Origin of the sequence: Actinomadura rugatobispora (genome assembly GCF_042656285.1) — a bacterium.
Classification (GTDB): Bacteria; Actinomycetota; Actinomycetes; order Streptosporangiales; family Streptosporangiaceae; genus Spirillospora; species Spirillospora rugatobispora.
This window is the reverse complement of the sequence record NZ_JBHSON010000065.1, coordinates 32,838-52,597: the sequence shown is the minus strand read 5'-3', so window position 1 is coordinate 52,597 and position 19,760 is coordinate 32,838. Positions and strand designations below refer to the sequence as shown.

16 protein-coding genes are annotated in these 19,760 nt (G+C 73.9%); 2 read left to right on the top strand and 14 right to left on the bottom strand.

Features of this window, described 5'->3' with window-relative positions; genetic code table 11:
* Position 1: 1 nt before the first annotated feature.
* From ACFPZN_RS36875 to ACFPZN_RS36860, 4 genes are read right to left on the bottom strand one after another with little or no spacing between them, the layout of a single operon-like run.
* Complete coding sequence (locus ACFPZN_RS36875; RefSeq protein ID WP_378287116.1) at positions 2-910, bottom strand: Cgl0159 family (beta/alpha)8-fold protein; 909 nt, start codon at positions 908-910, stop codon at positions 2-4.
* On the bottom strand, positions 907-1,833 hold the full coding sequence (iolC, locus tag ACFPZN_RS36870) for a 5-dehydro-2-deoxygluconokinase (RefSeq protein WP_378287125.1): 927 nt from the start codon (positions 1,831-1,833) through the stop codon (positions 907-909). Before iolC ends, ACFPZN_RS36875 begins: the two co-directional genes overlap by 4 nt.
* 17 nt (positions 1,834-1,850) lie before the next feature.
* Positions 1,851-2,732, bottom strand: a complete 882-nt coding sequence (locus ACFPZN_RS36865) for a TIM barrel protein (RefSeq protein ID WP_378287115.1) — start codon at positions 2,730-2,732, stop codon at positions 1,851-1,853.
* Positions 2,729-3,727 (bottom strand): Gfo/Idh/MocA family protein, encoded by a 999-nt coding sequence (locus ACFPZN_RS36860; protein WP_378287113.1) that lies wholly within the window; start codon positions 3,725-3,727, stop codon positions 2,729-2,731. Before ACFPZN_RS36860 ends, ACFPZN_RS36865 begins: the two co-directional genes overlap by 4 nt.
* Positions 3,728-3,980: 253 nt before the next feature.
* On the opposite strand from ACFPZN_RS36860, the gene ACFPZN_RS36855 reads away from it, so the two are divergent.
* A complete protein-coding gene (locus ACFPZN_RS36855) occupies positions 3,981-4,661 on the top strand; it encodes a GntR family transcriptional regulator (RefSeq protein ID WP_378287124.1) in 681 nt (226 codons plus the stop codon).
* Positions 4,662-4,718: 57 nt separating this feature from the next.
* Here the strand turns inward: ACFPZN_RS36855 and ACFPZN_RS36850 are convergent, their stop codons facing one another.
* The 10 genes from ACFPZN_RS36850 to ACFPZN_RS36805 all read right to left on the bottom strand — a co-directional run bounded on the left by ACFPZN_RS36850 (position 4,719) and on the right by ACFPZN_RS36805 (position 17,594).
* Complete coding sequence (locus tag ACFPZN_RS36850) at positions 4,719-7,403, bottom strand: sugar-binding protein (RefSeq protein WP_378287112.1); 2,685 nt, start codon at positions 7,401-7,403, stop codon at positions 4,719-4,721.
* Between the two features lie 64 nt (positions 7,404-7,467).
* Entirely contained in the window at positions 7,468-8,259 is a 792-nt protein-coding gene (locus ACFPZN_RS36845) for a carbohydrate ABC transporter permease (RefSeq protein WP_378287110.1), read from the bottom strand.
* On the bottom strand, positions 8,256-9,227 hold the full coding sequence (locus ACFPZN_RS36840; RefSeq protein WP_378287108.1) for a carbohydrate ABC transporter permease: 972 nt from the start codon (positions 9,225-9,227) through the stop codon (positions 8,256-8,258). Before ACFPZN_RS36840 ends, ACFPZN_RS36845 begins: the two co-directional genes overlap by 4 nt.
* A 41-nt stretch (positions 9,228-9,268) precedes the next feature.
* Positions 9,269-10,627 carry an extracellular solute-binding protein gene (locus ACFPZN_RS36835; protein ID WP_378287107.1) on the bottom strand — a complete coding sequence of 453 codons (1,359 nt, stop codon included), beginning with the start codon at positions 10,625-10,627 and terminating at the stop codon, positions 9,269-9,271.
* Positions 10,628-10,657: 30 nt separating this feature from the next.
* Entirely contained in the window at positions 10,658-11,881 is a 1,224-nt protein-coding gene (locus ACFPZN_RS36830; RefSeq protein ID WP_378287106.1) for a carbohydrate kinase family protein, read from the bottom strand.
* 173 nt (positions 11,882-12,054) lie between these two features.
* Complete coding sequence (locus ACFPZN_RS36825) at positions 12,055-13,422, bottom strand: 6-phospho-beta-glucosidase (protein ID WP_378287105.1); 1,368 nt, start codon at positions 13,420-13,422, stop codon at positions 12,055-12,057.
* A complete protein-coding gene (locus ACFPZN_RS36820; RefSeq protein ID WP_378287104.1) occupies positions 13,419-14,180 on the bottom strand; it encodes a DeoR/GlpR family DNA-binding transcription regulator in 762 nt (253 codons plus the stop codon). The genes ACFPZN_RS36825 and ACFPZN_RS36820 overlap by 4 nt, the downstream gene beginning before the upstream one ends.
* Positions 14,181-14,331: 151 nt before the next feature.
* Positions 14,332-15,324, bottom strand: coding sequence for a DNA polymerase domain-containing protein (locus ACFPZN_RS36815; protein WP_378287103.1), 993 nt, complete (start codon positions 15,322-15,324; stop codon positions 14,332-14,334).
* A 191-nt stretch (positions 15,325-15,515) separates the two neighbouring features.
* Complete coding sequence (locus tag ACFPZN_RS36810; protein ID WP_378287102.1) at positions 15,516-16,643, bottom strand: hypothetical protein; 1,128 nt, start codon at positions 16,641-16,643, stop codon at positions 15,516-15,518.
* A gap of 111 nt (positions 16,644-16,754) precedes the next feature.
* Positions 16,755-17,594 carry a transporter substrate-binding domain-containing protein gene (locus ACFPZN_RS36805; RefSeq protein WP_378287101.1) on the bottom strand — a complete coding sequence of 280 codons (840 nt, stop codon included), beginning with the start codon at positions 17,592-17,594 and terminating at the stop codon, positions 16,755-16,757.
* A gap of 92 nt (positions 17,595-17,686) precedes the next feature.
* On the opposite strand from ACFPZN_RS36805, the gene ACFPZN_RS36800 reads away from it, so the two are divergent.
* Positions 17,687-19,645, top strand: coding sequence for a hypothetical protein (locus ACFPZN_RS36800; RefSeq protein ID WP_378287099.1), 1,959 nt, complete (start codon positions 17,687-17,689; stop codon positions 19,643-19,645).
* Positions 19,646-19,760: the final 115 nt, after the last annotated feature.

Below are 19,760 nucleotides of genomic sequence, written 5' to 3'. Positions count from 1 at the left end.
GTCACAGCACCCCCACGGCGGCGTCGACGGCGCCGGCGACGTCGTCGTCCGGCGGGTACAGCAGCGTGCGCCCGACGACCAGGCCGCGGACGGACGGCAGCGCGAGCGCCGCCTTCCATCCGGCCAGCGCGGCGCCGGGGTCGCCGGTCACCTCGCCGCCCAGCAGCAGCGCGGGCAGCGTCGAGGCCGCCATGACCTCCTCCATCCGGTCGACGACGGGGACCTTCAGCCAGGTGCGGGCGGAGGTGGCGCCCAGCCCGGACGCGATCGCGATCGCCTTGATCATGGCCTCCGGGGTGAGCAGGTTGCCGACCCTGCCGTCGCCGCGCCGGGCCGACAGGAACGGCTCGACCATGGCCATCAGCCCGTGCCCGGCCAGCCCGGTCACGGCGTGCGCGCAGGACTCCAGCGTACGGGCGGTCGCCGGATCGGACAGGTCCAGCCGCAGCAGCATCTTGCCGCCGTCCAGCCCGGCGGCGGCGATCGCCGCGGCGGTGTAGGCGGTGAACCGGTCGTCGATCTCGAACGCCGCGCCCGCCAGCCCGCCCCGGTTCATCGAGCCGATGGCGAACTTGCCGTCCAGCGCGCCGAGCAGCAGCAGGTCCTCGATGACGTCGGGGGTGCCGAGCACGCCGCTGACGCCCGGCCGGGCCAGCGCGGCGCAGACCCGTTCCAGCAGGTCGCGCCGGTCGCCCATGGCCAGCGGGGCCGGGCCCGCGGCCAGCGCCCCGCGGGCCGGATGGTCGGCCGCGATGATCATCAGTGGTCCGGCCGCGCCCGGCGGCGCCGGGGGGCGGACGCGGCGCGCCGCGGCCTCGGCGATCGCCTGCGGCCGGGCCGCCCTGACCTCCACCAGTTCGGCGTAGCGCGCGGCGAACGCGCCCGCGCCGATGCTCTCGTTCCCGCTCATGGCGTGGCCTCCGCGTTCCGTTCGATCAACCGCTCCACCTCGCCCGCGGTCGGCATGGCGTCCGCGCAGGCGAGCCGGGAGGCGACGATCGCCCCGGCCGCGCCCGCGAACCGCAGGATCCTGTCCAGCGGCCAGCCTTCCAGCAGGCCGTGGCAGACCGCTCCCCCGAACGCGTCGCCCGCGCCGAGCCCGTTGACGACCTCGACCGGGGTGGGCGGGACCTCCACGACCTCGTCCGCGGACGCGGCCAGCACCCCGCGGGGCCCCTGCTTGACGATCGCGACCGACACGCCGCGGTCCAGCAGGGCGCGGGCGGCGGCGCGCGGCTCGCGCTCCCCCACCGCTACCTCGCACTCCTCCAGGTTCCCGATCGCGACGGAGGCGTGCTCCAGGGCGGGCGCGGTACGGCGCCGCGCCTCCTCCGGCGACGCCCAGAACATCGGCCGGTAGTCCAGGTCCAGGATGGTGGTGCCGGGATGCGCGGCGAGCGCGGCCAGCGTCGCCTCCCGGCTGGGCTCGGCCGACAGCCCGGTGACCGTCGCCCAGAAGATCCGCGCGGCGGCGATCGCGCCGAGGTCCAGCTCCCCGGCGCGGATCTCCATGTCGGGCGCCTTGGGGTAGCGGTAGAAGTAGAGCGGGAAGTCGTCGGGCGGGAAGATCTCGCAGAAGGCGAGCGGGGTCGGCAGGCCCGGCACCGCCGTGACGAACCGGTCGTCCACCCCGTACTCGCGCAGCGCCCGGTGGATGAACCGGCCGAAGGGGTCGTCGCCGGTGCGGGTGACGACGGCGGTCCGGTGCCCGTAGCGGGCGGCGGCGACGGCCACGTTGGTCGGGCTCCCGCCCAGGTACTTGCCGAACGTCTCGACCTCCTCCAGCGGGACGCCCACGTCGCGCGGGTAGACGTCCACGCTGACCCGGCCCATGGTGATCAGGTCGTGGCTCACGCGTCCTCCTCTTCCCGGGGCGCGAGGAAGTCCAGGCAGGCGCGGACGTCGTCCCGGGGCCCGGCGCCGGGGGCGGGCTCGCCGGTCAGGACAGTGTCCTGCTCCAGGACGTACCAGCCGTCGTACCCGGTCTTCTCCAGGGCGCCGATGATGCCGCGGACGTCGATGTCGCCGCGGCCGAGCGGCCGGTAGATCCCGTCCCTGACGGCCTGCGTGTAGGGGGTGCGCCCGGTCTGGACGGCCTCGGCGAGCGCGGCGTCGACGTCCTTGAGGTGGACGTGCGAGATCCGGTCGCCCGCCTCCCGCGCCAGGTCGAGGGGGTCGGTGCCGCCGATGAGGAGATGGCCGGTGTCCAGGCAGAGCGGCACCTGCGAGCCGTCCAGCACGCGTTCCACGTCGGCGCGGTCCTCGACGACCGTGCCGACGTGCGGGTGGAGCGCGGCGCGGTGGCCGCGCTCGGCGGCGCAGGCGGTGACGCGGTCCAGGTTGCGCAGCAGGGTCGTCCAGGCGCGGTCGTCGAGCGCGGGCCGGCCGTCGTAGCCGTCCAGGCCGGTGGCGGCGGCGAGCACGACGGTCGCGCCCGCGTCCCCGAACGCGTCGAGGACGCGCGCCGCCTCCGGCAGCGGATCGCGGTCCGGGTCGTGCAGGACGAGCGGGACGAACCCCCCGACCGGCCGCAGCCCGTGGGAGCCCAGCAGCCGGGCCCGCTCGCCGGGGTCGGCGGGCAGGAACCCCTCGGGGCCGAACTCGGTGGCGGCCACGCCCAGCTCGCGCATCTCGGCGAGCACCCGTCCGGCGGAGAGCTGGTGGCCCCAGCCGGGCACCTCGCACACGCCCCACGAGATCGGCGCCGCGGCCACGCGCCGCGCGGGGATCATCGGCGGACCTCCTCGACCGTCACGGCGCGCCGTTCCCTCCGGGAGATCTCGCACGCCTCGGCGACGTAGAACGCCTCCAGGCTCTCCTCGGGCGGGCACGGGCTCGGCGCGCGCCCGGCGGCCACGTCCACGAAGGCGCGCAGCTCGGCGGTGTAGGCCTCGGCGAACCGCTGCAGGAAGCCCGCGTGCGGCAGGCCGGCGGGGTGGAAGCCCTCGCCGGCCGGGGACAGCGGCGTGCGGTCGTCGAGCCCGGCCACCACGCTGTCGCGGGAGCCGAACACCTCCAGCCGCACGTCGTACCCGGCGCCGTTGTAGCGGGTGGCGGAGACGGCGGCGAGGGTGCCGTCGTCCAGGGTGAGCAGGGCCGAGCCGGTGTCGACGTCGCCGTGCTCGGTGAAGACCGGCGCGCCCCGGTTGGCGCCGGCCGCGGTCACCTCGGCGACCTCCCGCCCGGTGACGAACCGGACGCCGTCGAAGTCGTGCACCGAGCAGTCCCGGAACAGCCCGCCCGAGGTGGGGATGTAGGCGTCCGGCGGCGGCGCGGGGTCGAAGGTGGTCGAGCGGACCGTGTGCACCCAGCCGAGCCGGCCCGAGCGGACCGCGTCCCGGGCGGCGACGTGGCCGGGGTCGAAGCGGCGCTGGAACCCGACCTGGACGGGGGACTCCGCGCCGCGGATCGCGGCCAGCACCTTGATCGTCTCGTCCAGGCCGGCGGCGACGGGCTTCTCCACGAACGCGGGCAGGCCCGCCTCGACCGCCCTGACCAGCAGCTCGGCATGGGCGGCGGTCGGGGTGGCGATGACCAGCGCGTCCGGGCCGGCCGCGAACAGCGCGTCGACGCCGTCCACGGCCCGCAGGCCGAGCTTGCCGGCCACCTCCCGGGCCCGCCCCGGGTCGGCGTCGGCGACGACGACCTCCTCGACCTCGGCGAGGCCGCGCAGCGTCTCCGCGTGCCCCGCGCCGATCCGCCCTGCTCCTGCGAGTCCGACCCTCATGCAGCCCTCCTCGTGGGGAGGCGTCCTCGGCTCCCCGGTACGGCGCCCATGTGAGCGAGTCTCATGGAACGCTCCAATACATGTCAAGAGAATGTCTGGACATATGGACTTTACGACTTGCTTTCGGACAGTCCGGTATTCTCAGGAGGACCGACCTTAGGGAGCCGCCCCCGTGGCACGCACCGCACCCGGCCCCGCCCCGACGCCCGTCCTCACCCTGGACCGCGGCAGCCCCGTCCCGCTCTACTTCCAGATGGCCCAGCAGCTCGAAGCGGCGATCCTGGCGGGCGAGCTCTCCCCGGGCAGCCGGCTGGAGAACGAACTGGAGCTGGCCGCCCGCCACCGGCTGTCGCGGCCCACCGTGCGGCAGGCCATCCAGCACCTGGTCGACAAGGGCCTGCTGGTCCGCCGCCGCGGGGTCGGCACCCAGGTCGTCCAGTCCCAGGTGCAGCGCCCCCTCGAACTGTCCAGCCTCTACGACGACCTCAAGGCCGCCGGGCGCGAGCCGCGCACCCGCGTGCTGGAACTGGACACCGTCCCGGCCGAGGCCGAGATCGCCGCCGGGCTCGGCGTCGCGCCCGGTACCCCGGTCGTCCGGGTGCACCGGCTCCGCCTCACCGGCGCCGAGCCCCTCGCGCTGATGACCAACCACCTGCCCGCCGGGCTGCTCCAGGTCACCGCCGCCGAACTGGAGGAGCACGGCCTGTACGAGACGTTCCGCGCCGCGGGGGTCAACCTGCGGATCGCCCACCAGACGATCGGGGCGCGCGCCGCCACCGCGGCCGAGGCCCGGCTGCTCGACGAGCGGCGCGGCACGCCGCTGCTCACCATGACCCGGACCGCCTTCGACGACAAGGGCACCGCCGTCGAGTACGCGACGCACGTCTACCGCGCCGGCCGGTACTCGTTCTCGCACACCCTCGTCGGCAAGTAGCCCGGCCGGCCCCGGCGCCCGGCGGACCCGGGCGCCGGAGCCGGCGCGATCAGCGGGTCACCCGGAGATCGGGGCCGCGCTGCTCGCCGTCCCTCCCCCCTTCGCCTCGAAGGCCACGGCCAGGACGCCGCTCGCGCCCGGCACCGTCACCGTCCGGGTCCCGGCGCGGTCGACGGCGACCTTCTTCGTGCCGAGGACCTTGCCGTCCCAGACGTGGACGTGGGCCGTGCCCGGCCCGGTCGCCGCCAGCCTGAAGGTGACCGAGCCGCCGGACACCGCAGGCTTCCCTTCGATGCGCGCCGTGCGCCACGGCGGCGCGGCCGGACCGCCCGCGAGCGGCACACCCGTACGGGCCGCCTGGACGATCGACTCGGGCGAGTCCACCGAGACCGCCGCGTCCGTCGGCATCACCGGCGGCTCCGGCGTGCCCGGCACCCCGGACGGCGGGGTGTGGCCCGGCAGCGACACCAGGCCCCAGCGGTACGGGTCGCCCTGCACGCCGCCCCAGGTGGACCAGCCGATCCGGGTCTGGCCGACCTTGTCCCGGGTGTCGGAGTCGTACACGAAGATGTTCAGGCCCATCCGCGCCGGGTCGACGGCCGAGGGCAGCGCCGTGAACGGGATGCTCGTCTCGATCACGTAGCCGTCGTAGGGCTCGTTGACGGTGGCCGCGACCTTCATGCCGGGGGCGGTCTCCCCACCGGGCCCCTGGTGGTGGTCGGCGTCGCGCTCGAAGCACGGCTTCCCGTCCGCCATCCCCGGGAAGACGCCGGTCTTGAACGTGGTGGAGGTGTTCTCGGAGTCGCCGCGCGGGTCGACGGCGATCTCGACGGAGTCGGTGCGCCAGTGCCGCTTGCAGTCGTCGGCGCCCAGCACCGTGCCGCGCGCCTCGTCGCGGACCTTGACCAGGACGTTGAGGGCCTCGTCGGTCCAGGTCACCTTGCCGGTGGCCGAGCAGTCGGCGGCCGACTCGCAGGCCGTTCCCTCCCAGAGCCGGGACAGGTCGAGCTCGGGCCCGGGGTACTCGCCGGGCCCCTCCTTGCCGTCGACGGCCGGCGCGTTCTGCGCCTTGGGCAGCTCGGCGGTGGGAACCAGCTCCAGGCCGCCCCGCTGCACGTCGGTGCCGCCGGACGCGGAGGCGGTGGTGACGGTGAAGTCGTAGTCCCCGCCGGTGCCGCCCTGGTTGGAGGTGGGCAGCGAGGCGTCGGTGTTGGTGACGGTGAAGGTCACCGATCCCTTGGCCCCGGCCGCCAGCTCGTACGGCTTGGACGCCGCGTCCGCCGCGAAGCCCTCGGGCAGGCCGAGCTTGACCGTCCCCTGCTGGGCGGAGCCGGCGCTGTTGGCCAGGTCGACGCGGACCGTGCGCGACTTGCCGGACGCCAGCGTGAGCACGCGCTTCATCCGGCCGCTCAGCGCGGGCACGCCGGTCTTCTCGGCCCAGGCGTCGAAGTCGGCCACGCGCGGCAGCGGTTCCTGGACGCCCGTGACGGCTGGCCGGACCTCCACCGGGACGGCCGTCTGCCCGGAGCCCTGCCCGGTGGTCAGGTTCGCCGCGAGCCGTGCGCGCCCGTTGGCGGCGCCCGCCGGGGGCGTGACGGTGAACCGCGCGGTGCGCTCCCTGGAGCCGACCGTGCCGAGATCGCCCGAGCCCGTCACCGTCCAGCCGGAGGGGACCGACAGCGCGACCTTGCCGCCCGGCAGCGCCCGTGGCGAGCGGGCGTGCGCCGTGACCGTGAACGCCTTCCCCGCCGTCACCCCGAACGACTCCGTCGTCAGGGAGAACTCGGTGCCCAGCGGGAGCCCGCCCTTGGACGGCTTCAGCGCGCCCTCGAGCATGCCCGTCGGGTCGGTGTTGCCGAGCGTGAACGGCACCCGGCTGTGGATCTGCGTGAAGTAGTCGCAGCCGTTCTTCTCCGGATCGACCGGGACGTCGGGGAAGCCGCCCCAGCCCTGGCTGACGTAGGTCCGCGCCGCGTCCCGCTCGACCTGCGCCCACGTCTTGCCGCCGTTGCGGGCCGACGCACGGCCGTTCCAGACGCCGTACGCGAGCGCCGCCGGGGTGGCGGGGGTGAAGTCCCGGGCGCACGCCGACCCGGTGGCCCCGGACGCCCCGCCGGCCAGGAACAGCCGCCCGGCCGACCACGGCCGCAGCCTCTCCTTCCCGAGCTGCTCGGGGAACTTCTTGGAGTCGGCCGCGGCGAAGTACGCCTCCGTCGCCAGCCGCGCCGCCTGCTGATGGTGGCCGTGCTGGCCCGGCAGCGGCGCCGGCTCCATGGTCACGATCAGCTTGGGCCGGGTCGCGCGGACCAGCCGCACCACCTTGGCGAGGCTCTCGTCGTGCCCCCACGCCTCGTCGGTCAGCGGCGCGCTCACGGTGTAGTAGAAGTCGACCTTGTCCAGGTAGTGGACGTCGCCGACCCCGGCCTTCCCGACCGCGCGGCGCTCCTCGTTCTCCCGGAGCAGGCCCAGCGGCGGGCCCTCCTCGGTGCCCACCGCGTTGCCGCCGCCCTCGCCGCGGGTGACGGTCAGCACCCCGACCCTGGCGCCGTCGAACTCGTTCCACTGCCCGAAGGTCGACAGGGCGCCCGCCTCGTCGTCGGGATGCGCCCCGACGAACAGGACGTCCAGCCCGCCCGGGTCGGGCGGCGGCGCCGCCTGGGCCCGCGCCGGGGCTCCGGCCAGCGCGAGCGCCGAGGCCGCCAGCACGGCCGAGAGGACGGCGGGTAGCGCGAGTCTTCGCAATGAACTCTCCTGTTCGGTTGTCCGGCCCGCGAGGGGTCGGTGGGGTGGCACGCCCCCGACTCCTTCACTCCTTGACGGCCCCCGAGAGCATTCCTGCGATGAACTGGCGCTGCAGGAAGACATAGACGCACACGATGGGCGCCGCGATGATCAGCGCGCCCGCCATGAGCAGCGAGTAGTCGGTCTTGTGCGTCCCCTGGAAGAACGACAGCCCCAGCGGGGCGGTGCGCAGCCCCTCGTCGGAGTTGACGATCACCAGCGGCAGCAGGAACTCGTTCCACGTCCACATGCTGGTCAGCACGACCATGGTGAGGATCGCCGGGCGGCCCATCGGCACCAGCACCCGCCACAGCGTCGTCCAGCTCGACGCGCCGTCCAGCCGGGACGCCTCCACCAGCGAGCGCGGCACACTGCGGAAGTAGGCCCGCATCCAGAACGTGCCGAACGCCACCGACATCGCGATCTGCGGCAGGATCAGCCCGGCGTAGGTGTTGTCCAGCCCCACCGTGCGCAGGTCGAAGTACAGCGGCACCACGATCGCCTCGGTCGGGATGGTCAGCCCCGCCAGGAACAGCAGGAACAGCACGGAGGCGCCGCGGAACCGCATGGTGCCCAGCGCGTACCCGGCCATGATCGACAGGACCGACGCCACGGACACGGTGACCACCGTGACGATCACGCTGTTGCGCATGTACGTGCCGAAGCGGCCCTCCCGCCACGCCTCCGCGAACGTGCCGAAGTCCGGGTCGGGCAGCTGCAGCGCCTGCACCACCACGCCGATCATCGGGAACACCGCGATGACCGCGAACACCACCAGGATCGCGTGGTTGACCAGCCGCTCGGTGCGGGTGCTCATCGGGCCCTCCCCTCGACCAGGCGGCCGATGCCGGCGGTGACCGCGAACGCCAGCACGGCCAGCGTGACGCCTATGGCGCAGCCCAGGCCGACCTCGCCGGTGTTGAACGTGCGGTTGTAGACCTCGTAGGCCGGCACCTTGGTCGCGTCGCCGGGCCCGCCCCCGGTCGCGTTGTAGATCAGGTCGAAGTTGCGGATCGCCATGATGGTGGTCAGCGTCAGCGCCACCGCCAGCTCGCGCCGCAGCCCCGGCAGCGTGACCGCGAAGAACTCCCGCACCGGCCCGGCGCCGTCGATCCGCGCCGCCTCGTACAGCTCCGTCGGGATCTTCTGCACCCCGGCCAGGAACAGCACCAGCGCCAGCCCGATCCCGACCCAGGTGCCGATCACCCCCACGGCCGGCAGGGCGAAGGTGAAGTCGCCCAGCCAGCCGCGGGACCAGTCGGGCAGCCCCAGCGCGTGCAGCCACCCCAGCACCGTGTTGACCGGCCCGTCCGCCGAGTACACCCAGCGCCAGGCCACCGCCACCGCCACCATCGCGACGACCTGCGGCAGGAACAGCACCGTGCGGAAGAACGTCAGCCCGCGGATCTTCGTCCGGGACATCGCCGCCACCAGCACGAACGCGATGCAGCACGGCAGCACCGCGTAGAACACCACCAGCACCAGCAGATGCCCGAACGCGCCCCGCAGGACCGGATCGGACCAGGTCGCGGTGTAGTTGGAGATCCCGGCCCAGGTCGCGGGGCCGAGACCGTCCCACTCGTACAGGGAGAACTGCGCCCCGCGCACCAGCGGCCACAGCAGGAACGCCCCGTACACCAGCAGCGCCGGCAGGATGTAGAGCCAGCCGATGCGGCCGGGCTCCCCGGCCGGCCGGGACCGGGCCCCGGCACCGGTCCCGGCGTCCCGCGGTCCGGGCGCGCCGCGCCGGGAACCGGGCCTCTTGTGCCGCGCGACGGTCGTCATGTGCGCGCTCCCTCGGGCTGCTCGTTACGGCTTACTGCTCGTTACTTCTTCTGCTGGAAGGCCGCGTAGTCGTCCTGGGCCGCCTTCATGACCTCCTGCGCCGTCGCCTGCCCGGCCACCAGCTTCTGCAGCGGGCCGCCGAACGCGTCGGTGAAGGTCGGCGTGGCGTAGTCGATGTACGGCGTGGTGCCGTCGTCCTTGCTGAGCGTCGCCCAGGCCGCCGACACCTCCTTCATCAGCGCCGCCGACGGCTGCTTGGACGGCGCCTGCAGGACCGGCAGGTTCCCGGTCTCGACCGAGACGTCCATGGCCTCCGGCGAGGTGATGAAGTTGATGTAGGCCGCCGCCACGTCCGGGTGCTTGGACTTGGAGGTGATCGCCCACGGCAGGCTCTCGCCGCCCATCGTCGCCGTGGGCGCGCCCGCCTGCGCCGGCGGCGGCAGCATGAAGCCGACCTTGTCCTTCATGCTGTCGTTCAGATCGGGCGCCCACCAGGTGCCGCCGAACATGAACACGCCCTCGCCCTTGGCGAAGTTCACCGGGGTGTCGTCCCACTTCACCGCGTTGGCGTCCTTGGTGAAGTAGCCCTGCCTGCCCCAGTCGGCCAGCTTCTGCGCGGCCTGCACGTTCGGCGCGTCGGTCCAGGCGCCGCCGCTGCCGAACACCAGCTTGCGGACGTTCTCCTTGGGCACCAGGCCGTCCTGGACGATGCCGTACAGCTGCATCGCCGGGAGCTTCTCCACGTTGCCGAACGCGATCGGCGTCTCGCCCTTGCCCTTGGCGGTGGCGAGCGCCTGGTCGAACTCGGCCCACGTCCTGGGCGGCTGGATGCCGAGCTTGGAGAGCTTCTCCTTGTTGTAGTAGAGGCCGACGATCTCACCGTTGAGGGAGACGCCGTACAGGCTGCCCGAGCCGATGAGCTTGCCGTCCTTGGTGACGCTGTTGAGCTCGATCAGGCCCTTGGGGTAGCGCTTCTTCCAGCCGTAGGCGGCGTCGTAGGAGTCCAGCGGCAGCAGCATGCCCGCCTTGACGAACTGCGCCATCGCCGCGTACCCCTGGTTGGCCTCGACCACGTCCGGCGGCTCGTCGCCCGACAGCGCCAGCCGCAGCGTCTTCTGCAGGTCGGTGAACGACCGCGACACCCGGTTGATCTTGACGTTCGGGTACTTGGCCTGGAACCGCTTGTTGAGCTCCTCGATCTGCTTCTTCTGGCCGCCCTGGACCTCCTGGTCCCAGACGGTCAGCGTCACGTTCCCGGCCTTGGCGACGTCGGTGCTGATCGCCGAGGGCGCCTTGGCCTCGGGCTCGTCGTTGGACGAGCCCGGGGCGCAGGCGGCGGCGAGCGCGGTCACCAGGGCCGCCGCGAGTGCGAGCGTCCCTCGCCTCATGAGTGTCGGCATTCCTGCGACTCCTTTCGGGGGGCGGCGGGGTCAGGAGGGCTGCGGGAGGTCGGCCCGCAGCGTGGGCTCGGCCCGCACGACCGTGTCGGTGGCCGAATCGGGGATGTAGGGGACGACGAAGGCGTAGTCCTCCAGCACGGCCTCGGGGACCTCGGCGGACTCGCCGAACGCGGCGATCTCCCCCCAGCAGGGCGCCCCCAGGGAGCCGCTGCGGTGCCGCACCGACAGTCCCGCGCACAGGTTGGCGAAGCGGAGCCGCTCGGCCAGCGGCAGGCCCGCCAGCGTGCCGAAGACGAACCCGGCGGCGAACACGTCGCCCGCGCCGGTCGCGTCGAGCGCCTCCACCGGCAGCGCCTCGGTCTCGGCGACCTCGCCGGTCGCGGCGTCGATCGCGATCGCGCCGTCGCCGCCGCGCTTGACCACCACGACGGGGACCCGGCCGGCGAGCGCGCGGGCGGCCTCCTCGGGCGAGCCGGTACGGGTGTAGGCCATCGCCTCCACCGCGTTCGGCAGGAACACGTCCACGTGCTCCAGCCGGTCCAGGACCTCCCGCGACCAGGTCTCGGTGGCGTCCCAGCCGAGGTCGGCGAACACCGTGGTGCCCCGGCGCCGCATCTCCCTCGTCCAGTCGGGGACGGGGCGCTCGATGTCCACGAAGCAGGCCCGCGCCGACGGCGGCGAGGCGAACGGCCCTCCGGCCGCCCCCTCCCCCGCCCCGTCCGGCATCGGCTTGGCGTAGGTGACCATGCTGCGGTCGGAGTCGTAGGCCAGGGACACCGTGACGGGCGTGGGCCAGGACCGCACCCGGCGGGACCTGGCCAGGTCGATGCCCTCCTGCTCGGCGAGGGTGCGCCACAGGTACGCGCCGAACAGGTCGTCGCCGAACGGGGCGGCGAGGCCGACGCGCAGCCCGAGGCGGCTCATCGCCACCGCGATGTTGGCCACCCCGCCGGGCGCCGAGCCGAGCCCCTCGGTGAACAGCTCGGTCCCGGGCGGCGGCAGCCCGGGCAGCCCGGTGAAGATCATGTCCATGAAGACCTGGCCGCTCAGGAACACGTCCAGGTCGGGCAGGGCTGCCTCGTCGCGGGGATCGCCCGCGCGGCGCAGCCGCTCGCCGGCCTGGCCGCGCTCGGCGCACGGATCGGCCAGCGAGGGCTCGGGCGGGTGCCCGGCGGTCTCCGGGCGGCCGGTCGTGTCCGCGGGGCCCGCCGCCGCGGGTCCCGCGGCCGGGGCCTCGTTCAGGGTCTCGGTCAAGGCGCCTCCTCTTCGAGGGCCGTCGTGATCCTCAGCGGTCTGTTCGACCGCGTGTCAGGACGATTTCGGATCGAGAGGTGATGGTCGGATCGGGGACGGGGAGACGGGGACGGGGAGAGGGCGGCCCGGGTCGGGGCGGCACGGGGGCGGCCGCGGTCAGCGGCCGGAGCGGATCATGGCCGGCCGCCCGCGAAGACGGCCGCCACCTCGGGGACGCGGTCGATGTAGCCGTCGAGCAGCCGGCGCCCGACCGAGACCGAGTCGACCAGCGGATGCAGCGCGAACGCCTTGGCGGCGTCGGCCCGCGAGCCGGTGAGCGCGGCGCTGATCGTGAGCCGCTCCACCGCCTTGACCTGCTGCATCAGCCCGGTCTGGGCCAGGTCGGGCGGGTCGGCGGCGAGCGGGTGGACGCCGGCGGCGTCGACGGTGACCGGCACCTCGACGACCGCGTCCGGGGGGAGCGCGGCGACGGTCGGGCCGTTCCGCACGTTCAGGATCATGGTGGCGGGCTCGTCGCGGCTGATCGCGGCCATCACGCTCAGCGCGACCCCGGCGTAGCCCTCGTCCACCGGGTCGACCCCGGCGTGGTCCGCCAGTTCCTGACCGGTCTCGGCGCCCTTCATCTCGGCCATGTAGCTCGCGCTGCGGGAGGCGACGGTCTCCCGCCACAGCTCCATGGCCGCGCCGCCGGACGCCCGCGCGACCCGCTCGTAGAACGCCTCCTGCTGCTTGAGGAGGAACTCGCCGCGGGTCTGGGGGGCGTCCAGCGTGGCCCGCACCGCCTCGCGGTTGAAGTAGTAGTAGTACAGGTACTCGTTGGGGATGACGCCGAGGTCGCGCAGCCACTCGCGGCCGAACACCACCCCCTCCTCCAGCCCGCCGAGCAGGTCGTCGTCGGCGAGCAGGCCGGGCAGCACGTCCACCCCGTCGTGCAGGATGCGGCGCATCCAGCCGAGGTGGTTGAGACCGACGTAGTCGAGGCGCAGCCGCGCGGGGTCCAGGCCCAGGGCCGCGGCCACGCGGGTGCCCAGCCCGGACGGGGTGTCGCAGATGCCCAGCACCCGGTCCCCCAGCACCCCCTGCATCGCCTCGGTGATCATCCCGGCCGGGTTGGTGAAGTTGATGACGTACGCGTCCGGGGCCAGCGCCTTCACCCGCCGCGCGATGTCCACCATCACCGGGATGGTGCGCAGCCCGTACGCCAGCCCGCCCGGACCGGTGGTCTCCTGGCCGAGCACGTTCAGGTCGAGCGCGACCCGCTCGTCGCACACCCGCCCGGCCAGGCCGCCGACCCGGATGGCGGCGAACACGAAGTCCGACCCCTCCAGCGCCCGGTCCAGGTCCGTGGTCGTGACGACCTTCGGCGCGCCCGGGGCACCCTCGGCGATCCGCGCCAGGACCGCCGCCATGACCTCCAGGCGGCCGGCGTCGGAGTCCTGCAGCCAGACCTCCCCGATCCGCGGGGAGCCCTGGTCGCGCAGCAGGGCCTGGTACACGTACGGCACCCGGAACCCGCCGCCCCCGAGAATGGCCAGCTTCATGCGATGATCACCTTCCCGCCCGCCTCGCGGCAGAGCTCGAGAGTCTGGGGATCGGCACCGGAGGTGGTGACGAGCGTGTCGATCCGCGCCAGCGAGCACACGCGCAGCGATCCGGTGCCGGGGAACTTGGTCTCGGACGCGACCAGCACCACCCGGTCCGCGGCCTCGATCATCGCCTGCTTGTTCAGCGTCTCGACCTCCATGTCGTCCACGACATGGCCGTTGGGCCGCACCCCCGTGCAGCTGAGGAACACCAGGTCGGCGCTGACCTGGCGGAACGCGGCCTCGGTGAGCGAGCCGACCAGCGAGAGGTAGTTGCGCCGCACCACCCCGCCCAGCAGGCACAGCCGCACCGCCTCGTCGTCGCGCAGCTCGTCGAAGACGGCCAGGTTGGCGGTGATGACGGTGACGGGCCGGCCGCGCAGCCGCCGTGCGATCAGCCGGGTGCTGGTGCCGATGTCGAGCACCACCACCATGTCGTCCTCGACCAGCGCGGCGGCGCGCTCGGCCACCGCCAGCTTGCCCGCGCTGTCGCGCTCGGCGGACGCGGCGAAGGAGATCTCCGGCACCGCCGCCTGCGGTGACAGCGCCGCCCCGCCGTAGGTCCGGACCAGTTCGCCGTTGCGGTCCAGCACGTCGAGATCGCGGCGGATCGTGGACTCGCTCACCTGGAGGGTCTGGGCCAGCTCCCGGACGGAGGCCGCCCCCTTCGTACGCAGGGACGACACGATCCGCGCGCGCCGCATGCTCGATGTCACGCACGGGAAGCTAGCACCCATGCGCGACTTCGGTCACTAGTCACCGCGAGTTTGCGCGAAGTCCGTCAATCGGCCGCCTGACGTGCACACACTCGCGCACGATCTCCGCGGAGTCAGGCGCGTCTGTCAGGACGCGCCTTCCACCGCCCGGCTACGCTCCGTCGCCGGACCCGGCGTCCCGGCGGGCGCGGGCCCGCCGCTTGCCCTCGTGCATGGCCTGGACGCGGGCGATCGGGATGGTGTGCCCCTCGGCGACCAGATCGGCGTCCAGCGGCCGCGGCACGGGCATCAGGGCGGCCCACGGGTCGTCCTCGGCGATGCGGCGGGCCGCGGTGCGGAGGGTGAAGTCGCCCGGCCGCACGCGGTCGAGCTCGTCCCACGGCACCGGGAACGACACCGGCACGCCGGGCCGGATCCGCGGGCTGTAGGCGGCGGCCACGGTGGCGCCGCCGGCGCGGGTGGAGTCGAGGAACACCTTGCCCGCGCGGTCTTCCCGGATGAACGCGGTCGTGGCGAGCCGCGGGTCGAGGCGCTCGGCGCGGGCGGCGACGGCGCGGGTGGCCGCGGCCACGTCGACCGCCGAGGCGGGCTCGACGGGCGCGAACACGTGCACGCCCTTGGCGCCGCTGGTCTTCACCGCGCCCTCCAGCCCCGCGTCGGCCAGCGCCCGGCGCACCAGGAGAGCGGCGGCCACGGCCGAGGCGAAGGCCTCGCCCTCCGGCGGGTCGATGTCGATCACCAGGTGGGTGGGCTCGCCGAGGGCGTCGGCCCGGACCAGCGTCGGGTGGTACTCCACCGCGCGCTGGTTGGCGAACCACAGCAGCGTGCGGCGGTCGTCGCACAGGGCGTAGGACACCTCCCGCCGGGAGCTCTCGGCCCACAGCGTCACCGTCCGCACCCAGGGCGGCGTGTACTTGGGGACATTCTTCTGCATGAACGGCTTCTGGCCCCGCAGCACGCGGACCACCGACAGCGGGCGCCCCGCCAGCTGCGGCACGAGCCGGTCGGCGACGGCGTCGAGGTAGTCGACCAGGTCGCGCTTGCTCGCCTCCGCCCCCGCGAACAGCGGCTGGTCGAGGTTGGTCAGCGCGACCCCGTCCCGCACCTCGCCCTTGGCCTCGCCCCTCGCGTCATCGGCGCCCATCGTGTCACTCTGCCATGTCAGAGCCGCAGGTCAACCCTCGGGCGGCGAGCGGTCCGCCGAGACCGGATCGTGACAGTGGAGGGCCGGGCACGAGGACGGTCGCGGGACCGACGACCATGGCGTGCCCGGATCTGAACCGGCGCGGGTCACCGGGCGGCGCCCCCGGTGGCGCCGCCCGGCCCGCGCCCCCCTCAGCTTGAGGTGACGATCTTCCAGCCGGGGTCGTCGCAGGTCAGCGCGCCGGCGGTGGCCTGCTGGAGGCGTTTCTCGCCGCCGTTGGGCGCCAGCGGCGCCCGCACCCGGACGCCCGACGCCCCGGACGCGCAGTAGATCGCGGGCGTGCCCGCGGGCGTGAAGACGCGCTGCTTGGCCCCGCCCGACCACTGGCAGCCGACGAACGCGATCTCCTTGGCGGCCTTGCCGATGTAGACCTGCCCCTTCTCGCCCACCCGCCCGGTGGAGCCGGGATCGGTCGCGCAGTTGAAGAACCAGAGGTTGGAGAAGAGGTGCCCCTCGCCGGAGAGCACGTAGATCGCCGCACCCTGGCAGGCGGTCTCCTTGTCCCGTCCCGTGCAGTCGATGATCGTGCCCTCGAACGACAGGCCGCCGAAACCGCTCTCGATCCGGAACGCCGTGGCCTGCTGCGGGGTGATGTAGAGCGGGCCGACGCGGGTGCGGGACATGCTGGTGAAGTGGACGTACGCGGCGGCGGTGGGCTTCAGCGACCCGGACATGTACGACGGGCCGGCGGTGAAGTAGTAGTTGTCGCTGCCGCCGAGTTTCAGCTGCACGTCGGTGCCGTTGTTGATGTAGGCGCGGTCGATCGTCACGCGCAGGTGCCGGGCGTGCATGACCGAGCGGAATCCGACCCAGCCGACGTCCAGGAAGGTGGCGTCGCTCATGATGGGGCCGCCGGCGAAGTCGGTCTCGCGGACCATCCAGTCGACCGTCCCCGAGGCGCGGAACTGGATCCCGCGCATCCACATCGACCGGACGCCGTCCTTGGGCATCGAGAACAGCGGCTTGCCCTTGGCGGTGACGATCGTCTGCGGGCCCCGCGACCCGAACTCGCGCTCCGCCCCGCCCGGGGGGCCGGAGAGCCGCAGCCCGTCCAGGAAGGGGTAGGGGCCGCCGGACAGCTCGATCTTGTCGTTCGGCAGCACGATCACCGGGCGGTAGGTCTGCGCGCCCGCGTAGGACAGGGCCGCCTTGAACTTGGCGTCCCAGGACGAGCCGGCGAACGAGCCCAGGGGCGCCAGCCCCGGCACGTTCGCGGCGTCCGCGGCGGCCACCGCTGGGCGTCCGAACCAGAAACGCACGCCATCACCCCTTTCACCCACAGTGTGTAGCGATGCGAACGCGGATCGTTATAGCCGTCGCGTGGGCAACTCACTTACCGCCGGGTGCGGGGCGCGTCCACCGGGGACGGCTCACTCGCAGCCCTCGAACTGCGGCACCTCCACGACCGACAGGTCCATGCCCGAGCCGCCGAACCACTTGGCCAGCAGCCTGGCCGCGGTGCCGTCCTGGTACATCTCGGTGATCGCCTTGTTGACCGCCTCGCATCCGGCGGGGTCGTCGCGCCGCATCCCGATCCCGGTGCGCCGCTCCCCGAACCTGGCGTTCACCAGCCGGAAGCCCCGGCCCTGCCGCTTCTGCAGCCCGGCGAGGATCGTGTCGTTGGTGGTGATCGCGTCGACCCGGCCGGCCGCGAGCATGGCCGCGCACTCGTCGTAGCTGCGCGCCGGCACCGGCACGGCCGCCACCTGCCGCTCCTCGATCACCTGCTCGGCCGCACCGGACCCTTCGACGGCGCACAGCCTGCGGCCCCGCAGATCGCGCACCGCGCGCACGCCGCGCTCGTCCGACCGGACGAGGATGTCCTGGTACGACAGGTAGTAGGGCCCCGCGAACGCCAGCCTGAGCTTCCATTCGGGCTCCACCCAGAACGTCGGCACCAGGTCCACCCGGCCCTCGCGCAGCAGCCGCTCCCGGTCGCCCGCCAGCGCCGGCCTGAACCGCACGGTCTTTCCCATGCGCCCGGCCACGTACCGGGCGACGTCCACGTCCAGGCCCTCGAATCCGCCGTCCGGCCGCCGGAGACCCAGCCCCGGCAGGTCCGGCCGCACCCCCGCCACCAGCGTCTCCTTGGCCAGCAGCGAGGACTCCTCGCCGCCCGCGCAACCCGCGAGGGTCGCACAGCCCGCCGCCAGCGCCGCGACGGCCGCGACGGCCCGGCGGCAGCCCGCCACGCGCACCCGGACGCCCACCCCACCAACCCTCCAGGGAATTGATCAAGACGGCCACACTCTGACCGCATCCGGACCCCGGCCGCCGCGCGGCTCTGGCATGATCGCGACCGATGACCACCACAGTGGACGACGACCGGCTTCCCTACGCGCTCTACGGGCTGATCGACGCGATGGGCCTGTGGAGGGCCGGGACCCTTCAGACGATCGCGATGACCGGCGGCCTCCTCACCGGGGACCTCGAGCCCCCCGACGGCGAGGACCTCCCCACCGCCGGCGGCGGCACCTGGACCCAGTTCATCGGGCGGATCGGGGCCGTCGCGCTGCGCGCCGCCGCGCCGTCCACCCGCGAGGAGCGCCGCGAGCGACTGCTGGCGTTCCTGGAGACCTGGGCCGCGACGCCGTTCGCCGACCCGGAGGCGCCGCTGCGGCTCGGCGTGGCGGAGACCGAGCACTGGACGGCGCGCGACGAGCACGGCACCGCCGTCGCCGTCTACTGGGACTTCGGGAACTGGTCCCGCCGCCGGTTCGTCGACCTGCGCCGCGGCGAGGGGACCCCGCCGGCGCTGGGACCGATCTCCGAGATCGAGGACGTCCCGCGCGGGTGGGGCGGCCCCGGGCAACTCCGCGCGCTGGTCGGGCTGGTGCGCGAGCGCGGGCCGATGCCGTGGGACCCCGCCGCGGTGAAGGCGCTGGCCGGCGGGACGGGCATGAGCCGCGCGGCGGCGGCCCTGACGCTGGCGGGCATCCCGGGCACGAACAGCTACTCCAAGCCCTTCCTGGACGCCGGCGAGCGCTCGGTCCTGAAGATCAAGACCGCGGAGGCCGCCGACGTCCTGACCGAGCTGGGGGGCCTGGGGACGCTGGGGCGGCTCGACCTGCTCGCGAACGTCCTGCCCGCCGATCCCGCCGAGCTGTGGGAGCCCGGCGGCGCCCTCGCGCTGGCCGAGCGGATCGCCGAGGCGTGGCGGCGGCGGTACGGACGCCGCCCGTCGGTGCCGGAGAAGACCCTGAACGCCGCGATGAAGGTGTCGGGGTCGTCGCTGTCGGCGGCCGACATCTGCGCGGTGTTCGCCGATCCGCGGTCGGAGGCGCGGCTCACCCGCGACGTGGACACCTCACTGGAGGAGACCGACTACGGGCTCTGGGCCGGCGGCGAGGGGCAGCGGCGGTTCGTCGAAGTTCTGAACGCCCTGCCGCGCCTGGTCAGGTGGGCGTACGCGGAGCTGCCCGCCGGCGATCCGGTGCGCGGGGGCGTGCCGGAGGCGGTCGCGCTGGTGCGCGAGCGCCTGTCCCATCCGGGGCTGATCCTGGACGCGGGCGCGCTCAGCTCCATAGGCAACACGATCGCGGCGTTGCAGCAGAAGTTCGGCACCGTCCCCTACCCGCTGCTCCCCGGCTACCCGACGGCGGACGACGGGCTGAGCATCGCCGCACCGGCCAAGCGGGGGCTGATCCCCCACGTCTTCTTCCGTCCCGCCCTCTACGACGGCACCGACCAGCGGGCGCGCCTGCTGTCGGCCGAGCCCCTTTTCACCGACCAGAGCCTCCGCGCCTTCGAGTGGCTGCGGGACGGCTTGTGCGACCGCATCGTCGAGCGGATCGGCTCGGGCGGGCTTCCGGACGGCCGCTACGAGCCCGACCCGCTCGCCGTCGTCCCGGACCTGGTGGCACGTGTCGCGGAGCGGCACGGCCTGACCGAGGACGCGGCCCGCCTCTACCTCCAGCTGCTCGCCCTGCCCGCCCCCACCGACGGCGACGTCCGCAAGTGGAACGCCTGGAAGGCGCCGCGGCACGAGCAGGCCGAGACCGACCTCGTGGACGCGTCCCTGGTCGTCCGGGGCCACCGGCCGCGCGCGGGACGGACCGTCTTCCTCCCTGGCGGCTGGGCGGCGGCCAAGAAGGCGAAGCCCTTGGAGACGTGGAAGGCCGACCTGCTCGGCGTGAAGCTGTCCGACGACCGGAGCAAGGTGGAGACCGACACCGTGGACCTGCCCCTCACCCTGCCCGACCTGTTCGCCCAAGCCTGGCAGCGGGTCGAGGACGGCGACGGCCCGCGCCGGATCGCCTAGACGTCACACCCCGCCCGAGCGCACCCAGGGGCGGCACCGGCCCGAACGGCCGATGCCGCCCCTTCGGCGTTTTCCGGCCCTCCATCAGGCATGACGTCATCCGCCTATCAGTGGC

What these genes read in the sequence shown, in the direction of transcription:
- ACFPZN_RS36875 (WP_378287116.1), bottom strand. Translation starts at nt 910, where the DNA reads ATGAGCGGGAACGAGAGCATCGGCGCGGGCGCGTTCGCCGCGCGCTAC.
- ACFPZN_RS36840 (WP_378287108.1), bottom strand. Translation starts at nt 9,227, where the DNA reads ATGACGACCGTCGCGCGGCACAAGAGGCCCGGTTCCCGGCGCGGCGCG.
- ACFPZN_RS36835 (WP_378287107.1), bottom strand. Translation starts at nt 10,627, where the DNA reads ATGCCGACACTCATGAGGCGAGGGACGCTCGCACTCGCGGCGGCCCTG.
- ACFPZN_RS36800 (WP_378287099.1), top strand. Translation starts at nt 17,687, where the DNA reads ATGACCACCACAGTGGACGACGACCGGCTTCCCTACGCGCTCTACGGG.
- ACFPZN_RS36845 (WP_378287110.1), bottom strand. Translation starts at nt 8,259, where the DNA reads ATGAGCACCCGCACCGAGCGGCTGGTCAACCACGCGATCCTGGTGGTG.
- ACFPZN_RS36855 (WP_378287124.1), top strand. Translation starts at nt 3,981, where the DNA reads ATGGCCCAGCAGCTCGAAGCGGCGATCCTGGCGGGCGAGCTCTCCCCG.
- ACFPZN_RS36865 (WP_378287115.1), bottom strand. Translation starts at nt 2,732, where the DNA reads ATGATCCCCGCGCGGCGCGTGGCCGCGGCGCCGATCTCGTGGGGCGTG.
- ACFPZN_RS36815 (WP_378287103.1), bottom strand. Translation starts at nt 15,324, where the DNA reads ATGGGCGCCGATGACGCGAGGGGCGAGGCCAAGGGCGAGGTGCGGGAC.
- ACFPZN_RS36860 (WP_378287113.1), bottom strand. Translation starts at nt 3,727, where the DNA reads ATGAGGGTCGGACTCGCAGGAGCAGGGCGGATCGGCGCGGGGCACGCG.
- iolC (WP_378287125.1), bottom strand. Translation starts at nt 1,833, where the DNA reads ATGGGCCGGGTCAGCGTGGACGTCTACCCGCGCGACGTGGGCGTCCCG.
- ACFPZN_RS36825 (WP_378287105.1), bottom strand. Translation starts at nt 13,422, where the DNA reads ATGAAGCTGGCCATTCTCGGGGGCGGCGGGTTCCGGGTGCCGTACGTG.